This is a genomic window from Anthropogastromicrobium aceti, assembly GCF_020687335.1.
Lineage (GTDB): Bacteria > Bacillota > Clostridia > Lachnospirales > Lachnospiraceae > Anthropogastromicrobium > Anthropogastromicrobium aceti.
On record NZ_JAJEQN010000016.1, the window covers coordinates 30,424 to 48,413 of the forward strand.

The window sequence follows — 17,990 nt, forward strand, 5'->3', positions numbered from 1 at the left end:
GAAATTCTGGTACCGGGAATGCAGTGCGTTCCCGGTATATTTTTATCACCATATTTGCCATAAAAATTGAATTTCTGCTTTAATACAGACATCTACAGAAAGCATTTTTGCATGGCTCTGAATAATTACAAAATAGAAAGGCGTGGTTAACGTGAAAAGACAAAAAGCAAAGATGAGCCTGGAAAAAAGACATAATCTTACAGGATGGGTTTTCTTGATTCCGGCCGCACTTCTCATTTTTATATTCTGCTTTTATCCAATGGTGCAGGCATTTGTGCTTTCTTTTTCAAAAAAGGGTACAGGTGGTGCAAGCACTTTTGTAGGATTGGCAAATTACAAGAGAATCTTGAAGGATAAAACATTCCAACAATGCTTGTTTAATACTGTATTTTACTTTTTGATCCAAGTGCCGATTATGTTAATTTTGGCACTTTGTCTGGCACAGATTCTGAATAATCCCAAGATTAAAGGAAAAAGTATTTTCCGTACATTGATATTCCTTCCATGTGCGACATCACTTGTATCATATTCTATGATTTTCAAATCCTTGTTTGCGCAGGATGGTCTTGTTAACAATGTTATAGCAGCGATTGGTTTGACACCAGTAAATTGGTTTCAGGATGCATGGGCAGCACGCTTTGTAATTGTAATTGCATTGATTTGGCGATGGACTGGCTACAATATGGTATTTTATCTTGCCGGATTACAGAATATTGATTATTCAGTCTATGAGGCAAGCTACATTGATGGTGCAAGTCCATTCAAGCAGTTTACACGTATCACCATCCCACTGTTAAAGCCGACCATTTTGTTAACTGCAATTATGTCCACATCAGGAACATTGCAGTTGTTTGATGAGTCAGTGAACCTGACGGGCGGAGGTCCTGGAAAATCTACTATGACACTGGCACATTATGTTTATAATATTTCCTTTGTAGAGACACCAAAATTTAATTATGCCGCAGCAATTTCAGTATTTATTTTGGTAAGCGTGGCAATTCTGTCAGCGATTCAGATGAAAGTAGGTGATAAACGTGACTAAAGTAAAAACAACAATATCCTATGTGATTTTGGTTCTTGCAAGTTTTCTGTCAGCGTTTCCTCTATATTATATGATATCAGGTGCGACAAATGCCAGCATCGACATTGTTAGAGGAAAACTGATTCCTGGAACTCATCTGTTGGAAAATTATAGGACATTGATTGAGACACAAAATTTAGGTCTTGCAATGTTTAACTCTTTTAGAAATGCGATTGTAATAACGGTAATCTCACTTCTTGTCTGCTCAATTGCAGGTTACGGTTTTGAGATTTATCATGATAAGGGAAAGGATATTTTAATGAATATCCTGCTGCTTGCAATGATGCTTCCATTTGTTGCTATTATGATTCCATTATTTAAGCTGTTTGCATCATGGAAGCTTGTAAATACTTGGATTGCACTGGCATTGCCTTCTATTTCAACGCCATTTTTGATTATGATGTTCCGTCAGGCAGCAAGATCTTTCCCACATGATATTATTGAGGCTGCACGATTAGAGGGATTAAGCGAGATTAAGATTTTCTTTACGATGTTTATTCCTGTTATGAAATCTACCTATGGTGCAGCTATGACGGTAACATTTATGAATGCATGGAACAATTATCTGTGGCCAACAATTATCCTTCAGGATAAAAATGAGGTTACAATGCCGATGTTAGTAGCAAATTTAAAGAGTGGCTATAGTGTAGATTACGGAATGCTGATGTTAGGTGTACTGATCTGTACACTGCCGACAGCGATTATTTTCCTTTGTCTGCAGAAGAGCTTTGCAAATGGAATTGCAGGAGCAGTAAAATAATGAAAAATCAGATGAAAAATAAGTATTGTCTGGATGAAAAAGATTGGCAAAGGGCAAAGGCTGCGCTTTTGCTGGCAAAAAATTTTGGTCTGATTCCTGATGATACTGTAGAAGCATTAGAAGAGCGCCGCAAAGAAAAAAATGAAGAGAACAGGCATAAACAGGAAAAAGGGGAATTGTTTTATGGGCCATATTTTTATACCCCACCGATGTATCTTCAATATGAGCTTACAAGATTTCGCCTGGATTTCGTACAGCCATCTGAAAAAATTAAGCAGCTAGGTGTTTGCCCATCCTTTACACGGGAAGAAAGATTGAATTTTTATGAAAATAATCATGATCTTTTTGGACGTTACCATGGAGATTATTTCCCATTTGAGGATGTAGAGCAGATCATTGAGAAAAGATTGAGAGAGGAAGCATATGACAAACTCATTCAGAACATATTATGTCAGTCAGATTGACGGAAATGATACAAATGATGGTTTGAGCAAATCATCTGCATTTGCAACTTTGTTTGCCATCAATCGTTTGACGCTTCAGCCAGGAGATCGTGTACTTTTAGCCAGAGGATCAGTTTTTGAGGGACAGTTTTTACAGATCAAAGACAGTGGAACAAAAGAATCTCCTATTGAGATTGGTGCATACTTGCCAGAAAATTGCGAGAAATTTTATGAGGAAGTATTGCCGGTGATTGCAGCAAATGGACAGGGAATTTGGTATCAGGATTATGGCACAGAATTAGATTCACCAACACATATGTATCAGGGATATGTGTCATCAGCAGTGCTGCTGTACGATGCAGAATATATCTGGATTCATGATATTGAAATTACAAACAGTGCAGAGAACATCATTGGAGAAACATATAGTGCACCTTATAAGATGAATCGCACAGGAGTTGCTGTTACTGCAAGGGATAAGGGAGTAAGAAGTGGTATTCACCTGCAGAATCTTTATGTTCATGATGTTAATGGAAATGTTTACGATAAGCATATGAATAATGGCGGCATTTACATGACAGCATTAAAGCCGGCAAATGAAGATATGACAGGTGCTGCTCGTTTTTGTGATGTTATAGTAGAAGGCTGTTTTGTATATCGTACAAGCCGCTGGGGAATTGCAGTTGGCTATACATATGCACATGATAAATTTCAGGGAGCTATATTGGACGAAAAAACATTCCTTAAGTATGGTCATGAACATGTGGTGATTCGCAATAATTATGTTAAGGAAGCAGGTGGAGATGGTATTACAGCTATGTATGCGCTTCGTCCGCTTGTGGAACACAATATGACAGATTGTATAGCACAGGAAATTAATGATCGTATTTATTGCTGTCCAAAAAATCGTGCAGGAAAGGTAGCGGCAGCCATTTGGCCGTGGAAATGTAAAGATGCGATGTTTCGTTACAATGAAGCAGCGGATACGAGATTAAATCAGGATGGAATGGCTTATGATGCAGATTCTGGAGATGGAACGACATATGAATATAATTACAGCAGACAAAATGAAGGCGGATGTGTGATGTTTTGTCTTGATGAAGCAATTCATAATACTTTCAGTCACAATGTAAGCTATGATGATCTTGGAGGAACAATAAGTCCATCCTTGAATCCTGATGCATTGCTTTCTCATAATATTTTCTATGTCAGAGAAGGTGTTCCATTTGTGAGAAATCAGATGGGTGGCGGAAACTATACTGAGGAAGAAAACAGGATTATTGTGTTGAAATAGTAGCAGTAAAACAAAAAGAGAATAAGAAAATTTTCGATAGGAGGATAACGTAAGATGAGCCAGACAAAGGGAAGAGTTACGATTCCGACCAATCTAGACGTTGTACCAGAAACAATTGAACTAATGAAGCGCTGGGGAGCGGATGCAATACGTGACTGTGATGGAACTGAATTTCCAGAGGAATTGACAAAAACGGGTGCAAAAATTTATGCGACTTATTATACAACAAGAAAAGATAATGAGTGGGCAAAGGCAAATCCAGATGAGGTGCAGCAGTGCTATGTGATGACAGCCTTTTATACAGCGGTTGACAAAGAGCTTTCTATTCCGCTTATGAAGGGAATATCAGATGAACTGATGATGGTCAATACAAGAGATGATATCAAAAGATGGTGGGAAGTCATTGACCGTTCAACAGGTGAGATCGTGCCGGCAACAAATTGGAATTATCAAAAAGATACTGGCTGTGTGGTGATCTGCGACGCTGTGCCATTCCATGAATATACGGTCAGCTTTTTAGCATATATTATCTGGGATCCAGTTCATATGTATAATGCAGTAACAAATGAATGGAAGGATTTTGAGCATCAGATTACTTTTGATGTGCGCCAGCCAAAGACACATAAGTATTCATTAGAGCGTCTTCGCAAGTATTGCGAAGAGCATCCATATGTGAATGTTATTCGTTATACAACATTTTTCCATCAGTTTACGCTGATGTTTGACGAATTAAAGAGAGAAAAATATGTGGATTGGTATGGTTATTCTGCATCAGTCAGTCCTTATATTTTAGAGCAGTTTGAAAAAGAGGTGGGTTATCCATTCCGTCCGGAGTATATAATTGATCAGGGCTATTATAATAACCAGTATCGCGTTCCAAGCAAGGAATTTAAAGATTTCCAGGCATTTCAGCGCAGAGAAGTCGCAAAGCTGGCAAAGGAAATGGTAGATATTACTCATGAGTGCGGTAAAGAAGCCATGATGTTTTTGGGCGATCATTGGATTGGAACAGAACCGTTTATGGAAGAGTTTGCTACAATTGGACTCGATGCAGTTGTAGGAAGCGTTGGAAATGGAAGTACATTGCGTCTGATTTCTGATATTAAGGGCGTAAAATATACAGAAGGCCGTTTCCTGCCTTACTTCTTCCCAGATACATTCCATGAGAATGGAGATCCAGTGAAGGAAGCAAAGGAAAACTGGATTACAGCAAGGCGTGCGATTTTAAGAAAACCGATTGATCGCATCGGATATGGCGGCTACTTAAAACTGACACTCGATTTCCCTGAATTTTTACAGTATGTTGAGGATGTATGTAATGAGTTTCGTGAGTTATATGAAAATGCAAAGGGAACGACACCATATTGTGTGAAAAAGGTGGCAGTGCTCAATAGCTGGGGCAAGATTCGCAGCTGGGGATGTCATATGGTACATCATGCGCTGTATCAGAAGCAAAATTATAGCTATGCTGGAATTATTGAGGCACTTAGCGGAGCACCATTTGATGTTTGCTTCATTTCATTTGATGATATTCTTCAAAATCCGCATATATTAAAGGATATTGATGTTATTATCAATGTTGGAGATGGTGACACAGCTCATACTGGTGGAAGTGTTTGGGAAAATCCCCAAATCTCATCTGCAATTCGTGAATTTGTTTACAATGGAGGTGGATTTATTGGTGTTGGTGAACCATCTGGTCATCAATTCCAGGGTCATTTCTTACAGCTGGCTGATTTGATTGGTGTTGAGAAAGAGACAGGATTTACTTTAAACTATGATAAGTATAACTGGGAAGAACATCAGGATCATTTCATTCTTGCCGATACAACAAAGCCGGTAGACTTTGGAGAGGGAAAGAAGAGTATGTACGCATATGCCGGCACAGAAATTCTTGTACAGCGTGAAAAAGAAGTGCAGATGGCTGTAAATGAGTTTGGTAAGGGCCGAAGTGTATATATTAGCGGTCTGCCGTATAGTTTTGAGAACAGCCGTATCTTATATCGAAGCATTTTGTGGAGTGCGCATGGTGAGGCTGTTTTAAATCAGTGGTTTAGCACAAACTTTAATGTAGAAGTTCACGCTTATGTAAAGAATGGAAAATTCTGCGTAGTGAACAATACTTATGAGCCACAGAAGACGACTATTTACCGCGGTGACGGAAGTAGCTTTGAGTTGGAAATGGCGCCGAACGAAATTAAGTGGTACATGATTTAATGGAATAATAAAAAGACTTTCTAAAACAATCATAACGTACATATTCTAGTATGACGAGATTTGTTTTAGGGAGTCTTTTTTGAACTGTCAAGATCAGATTTATTCAGAGGAATATTGTGATTTTATTGGAAATCGAAGTCTTATTGAGTCAAAGTATACGCTTGACTGTAAACAGCCATTGGGGGCTATGTTTGCATCTCTTTACCTGAAGCTTTCGAATGGATATGAAGATGGAACTGTCTATGGCTATTATAACATTCCAAAGCTGTTTGGTTTGCAGGATACAGGAAGTATGGAATCATCTGGTATTTTGCAGGTAAGGGAAAATTCAGATCTTAAGCTTGATGGAAGTAGTGTTTTGATTGGATTTGTGGATACTGGAATTGATTATGCAGGTTCCATTTTTCTAAAACAAGATGGAACAACTAGAGTAACAGCAATCTGGGATCAGACAATACCGGCCGGAAGCCCAATTAGACTGCCTGTGCAGCCAGAGCTTTCAGAGACGCTAGAGAACATTACAAGAACGCCGGAAGGATTTTTATATGGAAGCGAATTTACACATGAGCAGTTGAATGCAGCAGTAAAAATGGAAGATGCTTATGAAGGAATTTCTTCAAGGGATGAAATTGGGCATGGAACTTTTTTGGCTTCTATAGCGGCAGGAAATGAGCTGCCAGATGGAAGTTTTACTGGTGCAGCGCCAAAAGCAGATATTGCAATGGTAAAGTTAAAGCCTGCTAAGAATCGCTTGCGAGCTTATTATCAGATTAAAGAGGATGCGGTGGCCTATCAGGAAAATGATATCATGGCAGGTGTTCTTTATCTTGTATCGTTAGCAAAGAAGCGTCAACAGCCACTTGTGATTTGTCTGGGACTGGGAACGAATGCTGGATCTCATCGAGGTGGCTTGCCGCTTGCAAGAATGCTTGAAGGACTTGGAAGTTCTGTGGGCATCACAATTGTGGCAGGAACAGGAAATGAGACAGCAAGAGGTCATCATTTTGAAGGACAAATTTCATCAGAAAGCGGATATGAGGATGTAGAGATTCGCGTTGCAGAGGGAGAGAATGGCTTCTTTCTTGAATTGTGGGCAAATGAACCAGAAACATATTCAGTCGCGATACGTTCTCCGAATGGAGAAGTAATTCCAAGAATATATGTGAGGCCAGGGCGCATTGAAATTTTAAATTTTGCACTGACACAGACAAGAGTGGAGCTTTCGTATAGACTTTCTGTTACGGGAACAGGTGAGTTTCTTGCACTGCTTCGCTTTATCAATATTACACCAGGTGTCTGGACAGTACGTGTATATAATGATCTTTTTATAACAGGTCGTTATCATATGTGGCTTCCGATAGAATCATTTTTGAGGCAGGATACTGTATTCCTTCGTCCTTCAGAATTTATAACGCTTACTTCGCCGTCTGATGCAGCAAATGTGATTTCAGTCAGCAATTACAATCATCAAAATAATAGTATTTACCTATATTCAGGGCGTGGCTATACTACAGATGGCCGGATTTGTCCAGATTTGGCGGCGCCTGGCGTTGGAATTGAAGGTTTTACATCGTCGTTATCAGGTGTGGGAAATGAACTCCGTCGTGTACAAAGAAGTGGTTCAAGTGTTGCAGCAGCACATATGGCGGGAGCAGCGGCATTATTTTGCCAGTGGACAAGAGAAAGCGGGATTCGCTATTTTAGTAGTACAGATGTAAGAACGTATTTTATCAGAGGTGCAAAAAGAGATTCATCGAGAACATATCCCAATAGGGAATGGGGCTTTGGAACGCTTGATTTGTATGGTGTTTTTAAAAATCTTCAGACGCAGATTTTCTGAAGTCGTTACAGTTCACGCGTAATATGAACTGTAACCTGAATTCCAGTAAAAAAATACTATACAGATTCGAGAAAAAGAGGTATAATCTTAACAGATATTTCGGTAAAAATGGCGAAAATCTGTAAAAAATCAGAAAAAGTTACATGCATCAAACAAAAGGGATGAAAGGAGATAAATTAATATGGAGATGCAAAATCAGATAAAGGAATATGTGGCACTATATGAAAGTGAAGTTAGAAAACTGGCAGACCAGTTAAGAAATGAAAGCATGCCACAGCTAACAGAGGAGCTTTTTAGCGAATTTGAAACAAATGGAAACCGTATGCGATATGAGGCTGTTTACTTTGGAAGAAGAAAATTCTTATCAGTGCTTGGTCTTGCAAGTGTGATCTGGCATGAAAAAGAAGATATTCAAAAGCTAGAAGAAGTAATACGGGAAATATGCGCAGAAGAGTGCTGGGCACTTCCGGCACACGTTAGAAGAAAGGAAAATCCAAATTGGAGAGGTGTAATCGATCTTTTTGCAAGTGAAACAGGTCAGACACTTGCACATATTACAACTCTTTTAAAGGATGAGCTTTCAGAAGATGTGATTACGCTTGCGCAAAATGAAGTGAAGGCTCGTATTCTTAAGCCATTTATAGAGTCGAAGGTGCCATATGCAAGCTGGGAACAGGCAACGAATAATTGGAATGCTGTTTGTTGTGGTAATGTGGGAAGTGCAGCTCTTCTTCTTATGGAGGAAGGAACAGAAAAGAAAAAACTGTTAGAACGACTTAATTATGCACTGGAACATTATTATTTAGAAGGTTTTGGCATGGATGGCGCGTGTCAGGAGGGACTTGGTTACTGGGTATATGGCTTTACATATTTTACATTGTTTGCATTAGCACAAAGAGAATATGATCCATCAAAGGATCTGATGGCATCTGAAAAAGTAAATGCGATTGTACATTTTCAGCAAAAGTGTTATTTTGCCGGTGGTCGTACTGTCAGCTTTTCAGATGGTGATTCAAGAGGAACATATCCGATGGGACTTACATGCTGTCTGGCAGATCAGTACAGTGATATTCGTTTTCCAGATACATCATATGTACAAAAGCTGGATGGAGACAGCTGTTGGAGATGGGTTGGAATTTACTGGAGCTGGTATTGGACGCATCGCTATTTAGACGATGTACAGAATAAAAAGGCAGAAGAACCAAAGCCGTTAGAACAAAGCGGTGCTTGTGTTTTACAGGATGCGCAGTGGTGTATTTTAAGAGGTGCAAAACAAACAGCTGTTATTGCAAAGGGTGGAAATAATGGTGAACCACATAATCATAATGATGTTGGAAGTTTTCATTACCTGGTAGACGGAGAAGCTTTTTTGGATGATTTAGGCGCTGGAGAATACACAAAGGATTATTTTTCTGAAAAGCGTTATGAGATTTTCTGTAATAGAGGCGAAAGCCACAATATTCCGATCATTGGAGATGTTGATCAAAAGGCAGGAAAGGAATATTGTGCCGACAGATTTGAATTAACGAAAGATCGTAATATTTTGTTTTCATTTGCAAAGGCATATGGAATTGAAGCACAGAAGGTATACCGTGAGATTTGGCTAGATGAAAATACGGGAGATCTTACTGTATGCGATTATATTCAGTGCAGACTTGGCGTGACAGTTTATGAAAATTTGATTACAAGACTGCCTGTAAGTGTTGAAAATGATAGTGTTGTAATTCGCGGAGAAAAGCATTGTGTTATTTTACATGCAGAGGGACGTAAGGGTGAATTTAAAATCAAAACAGTAGAACATTCTAACCATCAAGGTATCTTGGAGAATATTAATGTTATTCGCTGGGAAGTTTGCTGTGATGAACCTCAAAACAGCAAAATTGGTATTGCAGACAGCAAAATTTGTCTGCACATAACAGAATAAAACTAGTATAATTGAATGGGCAGGTAGGAACCTGCCTATTCTTTTAAAAAAATGGGAGGAATAAATGAGAAGGCAGCAGTTAAAAACAAGAATAAGTGCACTTCTTATGGCTGTTTCACTTGCAGTAGCGGGAAGCTTTACTAGTGTAACAACGATACAGGCAGCAGAAGAAATTAGCACAACTGACAACAGTTTGTATCAAAAGGAGAACCAGACGCAGGAAAAAAATGAAGTGCAGACTGAGTCTAGTTTACAGCTGGAAACTTCGGCAGCAATAACAGAAAGTCCACAGTCGGAAAGCATACAGCCAGAGAGTACACAGTCAGAGAGTACACAACCGGAAAGTATACAGCCAGAAGGTACACAACCGGAAAGTACATCGTTAGAGACTGAGTCAACGATAGAAACAGCTTCTGAACATGAAGAAACAACAGTGGGAGAAGATGTAAGTGAAACAATAACTGAAACAGCTATTGAAACGACAGTAGAAGAATCTCCTGAAGAATCATCTGGAGAAAATATATTTGCAGAAGAATCTTCTGAGGAAGTATCATCGGAAGAAATGACAGAAGAGTTAACAGAAGAGTTAACAGAAGAAGAGTCAACTGAGGAAATAGAAGAGGAAACTACCGAGTTTGAATATGGAATTGACTTTTTAGATCTTGGAGATGTGACTCAGATTATTCAAATTTTATCATGTCGGATAGAGGGAAGTCAAGTCATTGTCAAGGGAAAGCTTAACCATAAGTTTAAGACAGCAGATGAGAAATTGTATCTGTTTGAGGAGCCGATGTATCAAAAAGATATTACAGGCAGTCCGATTGCAGATGTGAAAAAAGAAGATACGTTTGAATTTTCTGTTCCGCTGAATAATAATACAGCACAGTCAAAGTTGTATTCTAAATTTTTTGTTGGAATGAAATTTAGGGATGGTACGTATCAGGCATTGAGTGATGGATGCTTTATTACAAATCCAGAAGCATTGGCAGAAAATCAGTCATCATATCCGCAGGCAAGAAGCAAAAAAGGGCTTCTCACAGATATTGCTTTTGGAACAGATATTGAAGAATTAGGCCTTAGTTATACAAATGTAAATATTGTAATGAATGAGCTAATTAATGGCAGCGGATATTCTTATACATATAATGGGAAAACATATCAGTATTCATCAAATTGTATTGCCAAGTTAGACCAAACACTTCTTATGTACGACCGAAATAATATTATTGTGAATGCGATTTTATTATGGCAGCCAGATCAAAATCCACATAGCTTTGGCTATCCTGGTGCAAATGCATCAATTGGTGCATATCATGGATGGAACGTTGTCTCAAAGGAAGGAATTGAATGCATTTCAGCAGCGCTTCATTTTCTCGGTGAGCGATATGGCAGAAGTGATCATGCATATGGACATATTGCAAGCTGGACAGTTGGAAATGAAGTTAATGCAGATACTTCGTGGAATTACACAGGTCACCAGTCTGCGCCGGATTATGCATATATTTATACCAATATGATGAGAATTACAAGCCAGGCAGTGAAAAGCAGCTGTGCACATGCGCGAGTTTTTATGTCGTTAGACATGTATTGGCATGGTGTGTCTGGAGGAACACGTTATGATGGAAAAGAGCTAATTGACTATGTAAACACCTATATGAAGGCAGAGGGTGATATTGAGTGGGGAGTAGCATTCCATCCATATGGAAATCCACTTACGGAGGCAGAGTGGTGGAATGATAATGCAACCTTTAATGAAAATGCGATTTTTATTTCAATGGAGAATATTTCAGTTTTAACTGGATATTTGTGTAAAAATGGATTGCGAAATCCAGATGGCTCCGTAAAGCATGTGATATTGTCTGAGCAGGGATATACATCACATTCGTTTAACCAGGGAAATGTAGAGTGGAAGCAGGCAGCGGCACTTGCTTATGCGTATTATGTGACTGAAGCTAACCCTTATATTGATGCATTTATTGCAATGAGAGAAGTAGATGCGAAGCCGGAGGCAGATGCGGGAATACATCAGGGCCTTTGGTATAATGATGAAAATAAGGCATTGTGTACATTTGCAAAGAAGCCTGCGTGGACGGTATGGAAATATATTGATACAAATCAATCATTTGCGTATACAGATTCACTTGCATCGCTTGTTGGATTGCCGTCATTTTCATCTGTATATGGTTCTGTAATGGCGTCAAAAAACAGGAGTGCAGATTTAGGTACCGGCGGATATGCCGCGTCATGTAATGTTGGAACGACTCTTATGAATGGCTGGTATGGTGAGTATGGATTAACTTCCTGCAGTGCAGACAGCCAGAAGATTGCCGTAAATGCAGGAGCAAACAGTCCATTCACATATGCAGGAATTGCACGCGCAGGAAATGTTGATTTTTCTTCACAGCGTTATTTTTGTTTTAATATTTCAGGAACGGCTGGAGATAATCAAAATTTGAGAGTGCGCATGCGTTTTACAAGCGGTCAGGACACGCTTGAAACGGAGCTTGCACTGAAAAAGAATGTAAATCAGATGATATATGCTGATCTTGGAAACTGGAAGGGAAAAAGCAATGTTTCTAAGATTCAGATTTGGGTGCAGCAGGATGGAACTGAAAAATGGCAGAATGGAAGCTTTACAATTCAGAATGTATGCCAAAGCAGTGGTATAAGTACAACATCAGCACCATCACTTACAATTACAGAATCGGGATACACAGGAGTAACTCAAGATGCATTTACAGCATACTGCAAGGTGAGCGGAACAAAGCCGGTTGCAAGAGTAGAATATAGTGCATGGAATATTGCATTCAGCACAGAGAAAACAGTTACAAAGCGGGGAAGCATTTCTGGTGGATATTCTCAATGCAGTTTCTCAATTTCTGAGTTTGGGTGGAGAACAGGTGCATATGGTGTTCGAATTGTGGCATATGATACGGACAATGTAGCTTCAAAGCCAGTGCTAGTTAGTGTTACTGTGAAGGGTGCGGCAGAGGCACTTGTTATTTACAATGTTTATACAACAGATATTTCTTATAATGGATTTACACTTACAGTAGAAGCTGCCAGTGATTATGGTCTTTCTGGAAATTCTTCTGTAGCAGTATGGAGCAGTACCGCAGGACAGGCAAAGACTCTTATCTGGTATCCGCTTCAGTTTGTAAATGGACGGGCAAGTGTTCGCGTAAATATTTCAAATCATGGAAATTATAGAGGTGAATATAATTGTCATGCGTATGTTACTGATAATAGGGGAACAAAAAAGCTGTATGCATTAACAGCATCTGTTCCTACACCAGTTCCCAAGATTACATCAGCATCTGTAACGGAAGTTAGTGCTTTGGGATATCAGGTGAATGCAAATTTTGATTGTCCGCTTGGTGTGTCAAAGGCAGAGATGAAAACATGGACAGACAAACTTGGTTTAGGCGCTGCTGTGACAACGAATATGACGGTCAATGGGTCAAGTGTAATGTCATACGTAATGACTTCTGCTCATCAAAATAAAAGTGGAACGTATCATTCTGTTATTTATTTGTATGATAAAGCAGGAAATTGCGTAACGAGAACACTTGATGTTCAAATTCCAGAGGATTTGGAGAGAGTGAGTGGAAAGCCAAAAATTACAGCTTCATGTACACAGACAAGTGCCGATAATTATCGAATTTCGTTCCAGTACAGTACATTTTTTGGCGTAAATGCGATTCGTGTTGCAACATGGACAGCAGAAAATGGTCAGGATGATCTTGTTTGGAGAGATATAAATTATAATTCATCCACAATGTCAGGATATATTGACCTTCCAGCGAAAGATAAAAAGGGAGGCCCATATATTAATGATGTATACATATGGGATTATGCAGGACAGTTTAGTATGTATCGTGTTATTACGAATACACCTTCTAAAATGCCAAAAATTGTTAAGATTACAGTATCAGAAGTGAGCAGTACTGGATATCGTGTAACAGCTCAGATTGAGGCTTCAAGAGGAATATCGAAAGTGCTGTTGCCGACATGGACAGAGGCAAATGGTCAGGATGATTTAGTTTGGCATCAGGCAAGCGTTTCACAGAATACTGCAACATGTTATATCCGTACGTCAGATCATAAAAATGAATATGGAACTTATATTACACATGTTTATGTATATGATGCGGATGGAGATTTTGCTCTGGAAGGAACGTATGTGCCACTTGACCAGAATACACAAAATGGCTATACAGGTTTGCTTCTTCGTGATGGAAAATGGAAGTATTATCAGAATGGAGCGTTAGGGGAAAATTATATAGGACTTGTAAGCAATGGTGGAAGCTGGTATTATGTAGAGCGAGCAGAGGTGAACTGGAGTTATACAGGATTGACCTACTACGAAGGCAGTTGGTATTATGTGAGATCAGGTGTTGTTGACTGGTTATATACTGGATTGTGCTTACATGATGGTGTTTGGTATTATATAAAAAATGGTTTATTAGATTGGTCTTACACCGGATTGTGTTTCCACAGCAAAGTCTGGTATTACATTAAGAATGGTCAGATAAACTGGAATTATACTGGTCCATGTCAGTATAATGGAGAGTGTTATTATGTAGAAAATGGTGTGTTGAATTGGAGCCATGATTTGAATAACGATAGTGGAAAGACATATGCATCTGTTCTTGTAGAACCAGATGTAGATAATCAGAAGGCAGCAGCGATATTGGAAGAGAAGGCAATTATGGTTGAAGAGGATCATGCACAGCCGACAGTTTTTACGGCACAGTCAGAACCAGAAGTAAAAATGCCACTACAATCAGAAATGCCATCAGAGGCAGATGCAACACTACCAGTGCAATCAGATAAACAGCAGATTGAATTGAATTGGTTTGTTATTATTGTAAAAACATTTCTTTCATACATTAAAGAGTGTATTGGTATGTAATCTGGAGCAACAATAAAATATTAGCAATATAAAACGTCAGGAAGCAATTGGAAATACAATAGCTCCTGACGTTTTATCTATGCTTTTCACTATATTGTTATGATTTCTTAAATGAAGCAACATCTTCTTTTGTGCAGCCCTCTTTTGAATATCGCGCTTTTTCATAAAGGGCATGCAGAAGATGTGTGCGCTCATCATCTGGCAGTTTTGCATACTGTTCAAGCTCCAGAGGAGTCAGTGATACAGGAATGAAATTGCCAGCCTTTTTGTTTAAATGGCTTCCCTGCTGAATCTGCTTTTTAAATTTTTTTCGAATAGTGGTATTCGGATTAAACAGCATAGAAAAAAGAGAATCACGTTCTTTTTTTTCAGAATCCTGAAGAAAAGTAGATTCTGTTTCTTCATTAATAAATTCCTGTATATCGCCAGTTACTGCAGATGGCTTGTAGAAACGATGTACAAGCATCAGTATTGTATAGCCAATTCCTACAAGCGCACCTGCACTGACAACAAATAAAATGGCAGCAAATAAAATATCATAAAGCATTTTAAGCCAGGCAGGTGTAGGTTTAACATCGCCAAACATAGCAGATTGTCCAGAGGTGGCAAGTGACTCAGCTGCTGTTTCTATGACTGTCTGTTCTTCACTGGAGAAATGAGAGAAAATCCATCGCAAAAAATCACGTATAGCGATGCCGATGGAATAAACAATATGATCTAGTGGAAGAAGTGGAACAACAAGCATGACCACAAGAGCCAGTATTGAAAAGGCAATCATGAGTGCACGGTTCGTAGAAATAATCTGTTTGCCAGGAAGGTTTGCTATATTGCGTCTGCTGTAAAGATAGCGATTAAGGCTTTTTAGATTCGTGTATACAAGAAAATCAGTCAGCCAGGCAAATGTAATCCAGTAGAGTATTGTTTGAAGATCATTTCGTTTTAGCAGCAAGGCGATAAAAAAGAGAAGAACAAAATACCCTAAAAAGCCGGCACTTGGCGAATCAAAAAGACCACCTGATTCAATTACGTTTTCATCCACAATTTCATAGTCGTCTGTTTTTTGAAGACGGGAAGGAATACGGATTAGCATGATAGCTACTGAAAGAATCAAAAAGTACAGCTTCTCCCAAAAGTTGCTTCCAATAAAAAACAGCAAAATGGCACATGCAATACCAATAATGAAATAGCTGACAAAATGCTTGATTTTTTCCTGGCCATAAGCAGTAACTGCAAATGGAATCAGCAAAAGAAAACTGTGAAAAAAGTAGAATAAATAATGAGAAGGAAAAATAAGACAGGAGAGAAATGCAGTAATTCCAAGAATTAACAAAAATCCATGGATATGCTCTGTCAGAGCCTGAAGCTTAATTCTCATATTTGTTTACCTCCCATCGTATAATTTCCATATTTGGCACTTTCCGTACGCGAAGCTCCATGTCCTCGTAGAGAGGTGCAATCCACATAGCACTGCTGCCAGTTTTGATCAGCTGTTCAAATGCATCCTGCAGGGAATTGCTCATTGAGTTAGAGATCATGATATAAAGCGGAGCAGAAGTCGAGTTTGCCATTTTATTTGTGAGTTCATGCAGTTGGTCTGTACAGGATACAACTGTTCGTGTAAGATCGATTCTTGCAAGAACCTCAGCAATAGCATTCACATGACGAAGGCCGCTTCCTGTAGGAATTACAGCAACCTGATCGGTAATACAGTCACTTCCGTTGCATATCATTCTGGTGGGAACACCAGTATTAAGGAAGTAGTAGCTGATTGATGCGGCAAGCCGGATTGCAATTTCGTGAAGCTGTTCGTATACCCATACAGTTTCTGTTTCCAGATTTAAAATAATAATGGCTTCCTGAGAAGATGTAGAGTCGTGAACATTAACCATAAGCTCACCAGTTCGTGCACTGGCAGTCCAGTTTACGCTATTCATCGGGTCAGTAGATGTGTAATCCCGTATGCCGCGAAACTCAAAAGGATCCTCATATAAAAATTGGCGGCTAGTCATGGTTCCTATCATTTTTCGAAACGGTACGTCAAGACAATCAATATTTAGATATCTAGGATAAACATATAAATAGGTATTTTGATTCAATGTGCTGATATATTCACTTGTCATAAGTAGATTGGATGAGATGATATCAGATTGTGTAATCTCATAGTATCCGCGCTTTTGACAGGAGAAGACAAGCGTTCTTCGTATTCTCTGGTGAAACAAAACAGAAAAAACATCGTTTTTATAGTTGAAATCAGAAACACTTGTATTTTCCATATTTTGAAATACAAGATTGCGGCTGACCTGAAACTTAACGTTAAGGTAGGCAAGCGGAAGAAGCTTTCTGTTTTCAATAACCTCTGTCAGTGTGGCTTGTTCGCCTTCTAGAACCGCCTTGTCTTGAAAGTGGATTGAGACAGAGAGATTTTTGTCCCAAAAAGTTTTGTAGATCAAATCCTGCAATATGTATAAAAGACCTGCTGCGGCTAATAAAAGAAGTATTTTCATGGCAAATCCTCAGTCTTATTCGTGTTTTCCCCAGTTTTCAGTAGGAACGGCAACATCAGACAGTAGCTTTTCAATAATTTCAGTACCGGTTGACTGGCTGCCAACGCCGCGGCTTAAGACAAGTCGGTGTGCGAGAACAAAGACTGCTACTGCCTTGATATCTTCTGGAACGACAAAGCTTCGTTCATGTAAAAAGGCATACGCCTTTGATGCGTTCAAAAGTGCAAGTGTTCCTCGTGGGCTTACTCCAGTAACTACATAAGGATGACGTCTGCTTTGCTGTGAAAGTTCTGTCATGTAATCAAGAAGAAGCGGATGAACAAAAACTTTTTTATAATCCTTTTGTGCTGCAACAATTTCCTCAGTAGTGCATACAGCAGACAGTTCAGCAAGCGGCTGGGCATGTTCAAAACGTGTCAGGATAGAAAGCTCCTCTTCTTTAGATGGAAGACCCATAGAAAGCTTCATGAAGAAACGGTCAAGTTGTGCTTCAGGCAGAGGAAATGTTCCAGTTGTCTCGACAGGATTTTGTGTTGCGATAACAATAAAAGGAGCAGGAAGAGGTCTGGTCTTTCCATCAACAGTAACCTGACGCTCTTCCATGCACTCTAAAAGAGCAGATTGTGTTCTTGGTGTAGCGCGGTTAATTTCGTCTGCTAATAAAATATTGCAGAAAACAGGGCCTGATTTAAATACGAACTCACCCTGCTTCTGATTGTAATAGTTTAATCCAGTTACATCAGATGGCAGCAAATCTGGTGTAAACTGTACACGGGAAAAGGAGGCATCCAAAGAGCGGGCAAGTGACTTAGCCATAACTGTCTTGCCCGTTCCAGGAACGTCCTCCAATAGAATATGACCGCCGGCAATTAAGGAAGTCATGACCATATCGATCACCTTTCCCTTTCCAACGATCACGGATTCAATGTTTTCTTTTAATTTCGTTAGTGTACTCATAAAATCTCCTTTTCTGAAGCATTTAAATTTTGTTTTCAGTATAGCATAGTTATTG

At 39.2% G+C, this 17,990-nt stretch carries 11 protein-coding genes; 8 read left to right on the forward strand and 3 right to left on the reverse strand.

Annotated elements, in window-relative coordinates; all coding sequences use genetic code 11:
- Window positions 1-172: 172 nt before the first annotated feature.
- From LKD48_RS07840 to LKD48_RS07875, 8 genes are all read left to right on the forward strand, one after another.
- Complete coding sequence (locus LKD48_RS07840) at window positions 173-1,042, forward strand: carbohydrate ABC transporter permease (protein ID WP_118615607.1); 870 nt, start codon at window positions 173-175, stop codon at window positions 1,040-1,042.
- Entirely contained in the window at window positions 1,035-1,841 is an 807-nt protein-coding gene (locus LKD48_RS07845; protein ID WP_262535692.1) for a carbohydrate ABC transporter permease, read from the forward strand. The genes LKD48_RS07840 and LKD48_RS07845 overlap by 8 nt, the downstream gene beginning before the upstream one ends.
- Window positions 1,841-2,305: a hypothetical protein gene (locus LKD48_RS07850; RefSeq protein WP_308731669.1), complete on the forward strand. Its 465-nt coding sequence runs from the start codon at window positions 1,841-1,843 to the stop codon at window positions 2,303-2,305. The genes LKD48_RS07845 and LKD48_RS07850 overlap by 1 nt, the downstream gene beginning before the upstream one ends.
- The gene (locus LKD48_RS07855) at window positions 2,265-3,578 is read left to right on the forward strand and encodes a polyhydroxyalkanoate depolymerase (RefSeq protein ID WP_308731670.1); all 1,314 of its coding nucleotides are present in this window, start codon (window positions 2,265-2,267) and stop codon (window positions 3,576-3,578) included. Before LKD48_RS07850 ends, LKD48_RS07855 begins: the two co-directional genes overlap by 41 nt.
- A 54-nt stretch (window positions 3,579-3,632) precedes the next feature.
- On the forward strand, window positions 3,633-5,795 hold the full coding sequence (gene gnpA, locus LKD48_RS07860; protein WP_308731671.1) for a 1,3-beta-galactosyl-N-acetylhexosamine phosphorylase: 2,163 nt from the start codon (window positions 3,633-3,635) through the stop codon (window positions 5,793-5,795).
- 79 nt (window positions 5,796-5,874) lie between these two features.
- Window positions 5,875-7,635 (forward strand): S8 family peptidase, encoded by a 1,761-nt coding sequence (locus tag LKD48_RS07865; RefSeq protein ID WP_308731672.1) that lies wholly within the window; start codon window positions 5,875-5,877, stop codon window positions 7,633-7,635.
- A 181-nt stretch (window positions 7,636-7,816) separates the two neighbouring features.
- Entirely contained in the window at window positions 7,817-9,559 is a 1,743-nt protein-coding gene (locus LKD48_RS07870; protein WP_308731673.1) for a heparinase II/III family protein, read from the forward strand.
- 64 nt (window positions 9,560-9,623) lie between these two features.
- Window positions 9,624-14,474 carry a DUF5722 domain-containing protein gene (locus tag LKD48_RS07875; RefSeq protein ID WP_308731674.1) on the forward strand — a complete coding sequence of 1,617 codons (4,851 nt, stop codon included), beginning with the start codon at window positions 9,624-9,626 and terminating at the stop codon, window positions 14,472-14,474.
- Between the two features lie 97 nt (window positions 14,475-14,571).
- Here LKD48_RS07875 and LKD48_RS07880 read toward each other — a convergent pair whose 3' ends face one another.
- From LKD48_RS07880 to LKD48_RS07890, 3 genes are read right to left on the reverse strand one after another with little or no spacing between them, the layout of a single operon-like run.
- Window positions 14,572-15,849 (reverse strand): hypothetical protein, encoded by a 1,278-nt coding sequence (locus tag LKD48_RS07880; RefSeq protein WP_308731675.1) that lies wholly within the window; start codon window positions 15,847-15,849, stop codon window positions 14,572-14,574.
- On the reverse strand, window positions 15,839-16,978 hold the full coding sequence (locus tag LKD48_RS07885) for a DUF58 domain-containing protein (RefSeq protein WP_118615585.1): 1,140 nt from the start codon (window positions 16,976-16,978) through the stop codon (window positions 15,839-15,841). The genes LKD48_RS07880 and LKD48_RS07885 overlap by 11 nt, the downstream gene beginning before the upstream one ends.
- A 15-nt stretch (window positions 16,979-16,993) precedes the next feature.
- On the reverse strand, window positions 16,994-17,935 hold the full coding sequence (locus tag LKD48_RS07890) for an AAA family ATPase (protein WP_118615583.1): 942 nt from the start codon (window positions 17,933-17,935) through the stop codon (window positions 16,994-16,996).
- Between the last annotated feature and the right edge of the window lie 55 nt (window positions 17,936-17,990).

Bases quoted from the DNA above. Each gene is read 5' to 3' on its own strand.
- LKD48_RS07880 (WP_308731675.1), bottom strand. From the start codon at position 15,849: ATGAGAATTAAGCTTCAGGCTCTGACAGAGCATATCCATGGATTTTTG.
- gnpA (WP_308731671.1), top strand. From the start codon at position 3,633: ATGAGCCAGACAAAGGGAAGAGTTACGATTCCGACCAATCTAGACGTT.
- LKD48_RS07885 (WP_118615585.1), bottom strand. From the start codon at position 16,978: ATGAAAATACTTCTTTTATTAGCCGCAGCAGGTCTTTTATACATATTG.
- LKD48_RS07890 (WP_118615583.1), bottom strand. From the start codon at position 17,935: ATGAGTACACTAACGAAATTAAAAGAAAACATTGAATCCGTGATCGTT.
- LKD48_RS07875 (WP_308731674.1), top strand. From the start codon at position 9,624: ATGAGAAGGCAGCAGTTAAAAACAAGAATAAGTGCACTTCTTATGGCT.
- LKD48_RS07840 (WP_118615607.1), top strand. From the start codon at position 173: ATGAGCCTGGAAAAAAGACATAATCTTACAGGATGGGTTTTCTTGATT.
- LKD48_RS07870 (WP_308731673.1), top strand. From the start codon at position 7,817: ATGGAGATGCAAAATCAGATAAAGGAATATGTGGCACTATATGAAAGT.
- LKD48_RS07850 (WP_308731669.1), top strand. From the start codon at position 1,841: ATGAAAAATCAGATGAAAAATAAGTATTGTCTGGATGAAAAAGATTGG.
- LKD48_RS07855 (WP_308731670.1), top strand. From the start codon at position 2,265: ATGACAAACTCATTCAGAACATATTATGTCAGTCAGATTGACGGAAAT.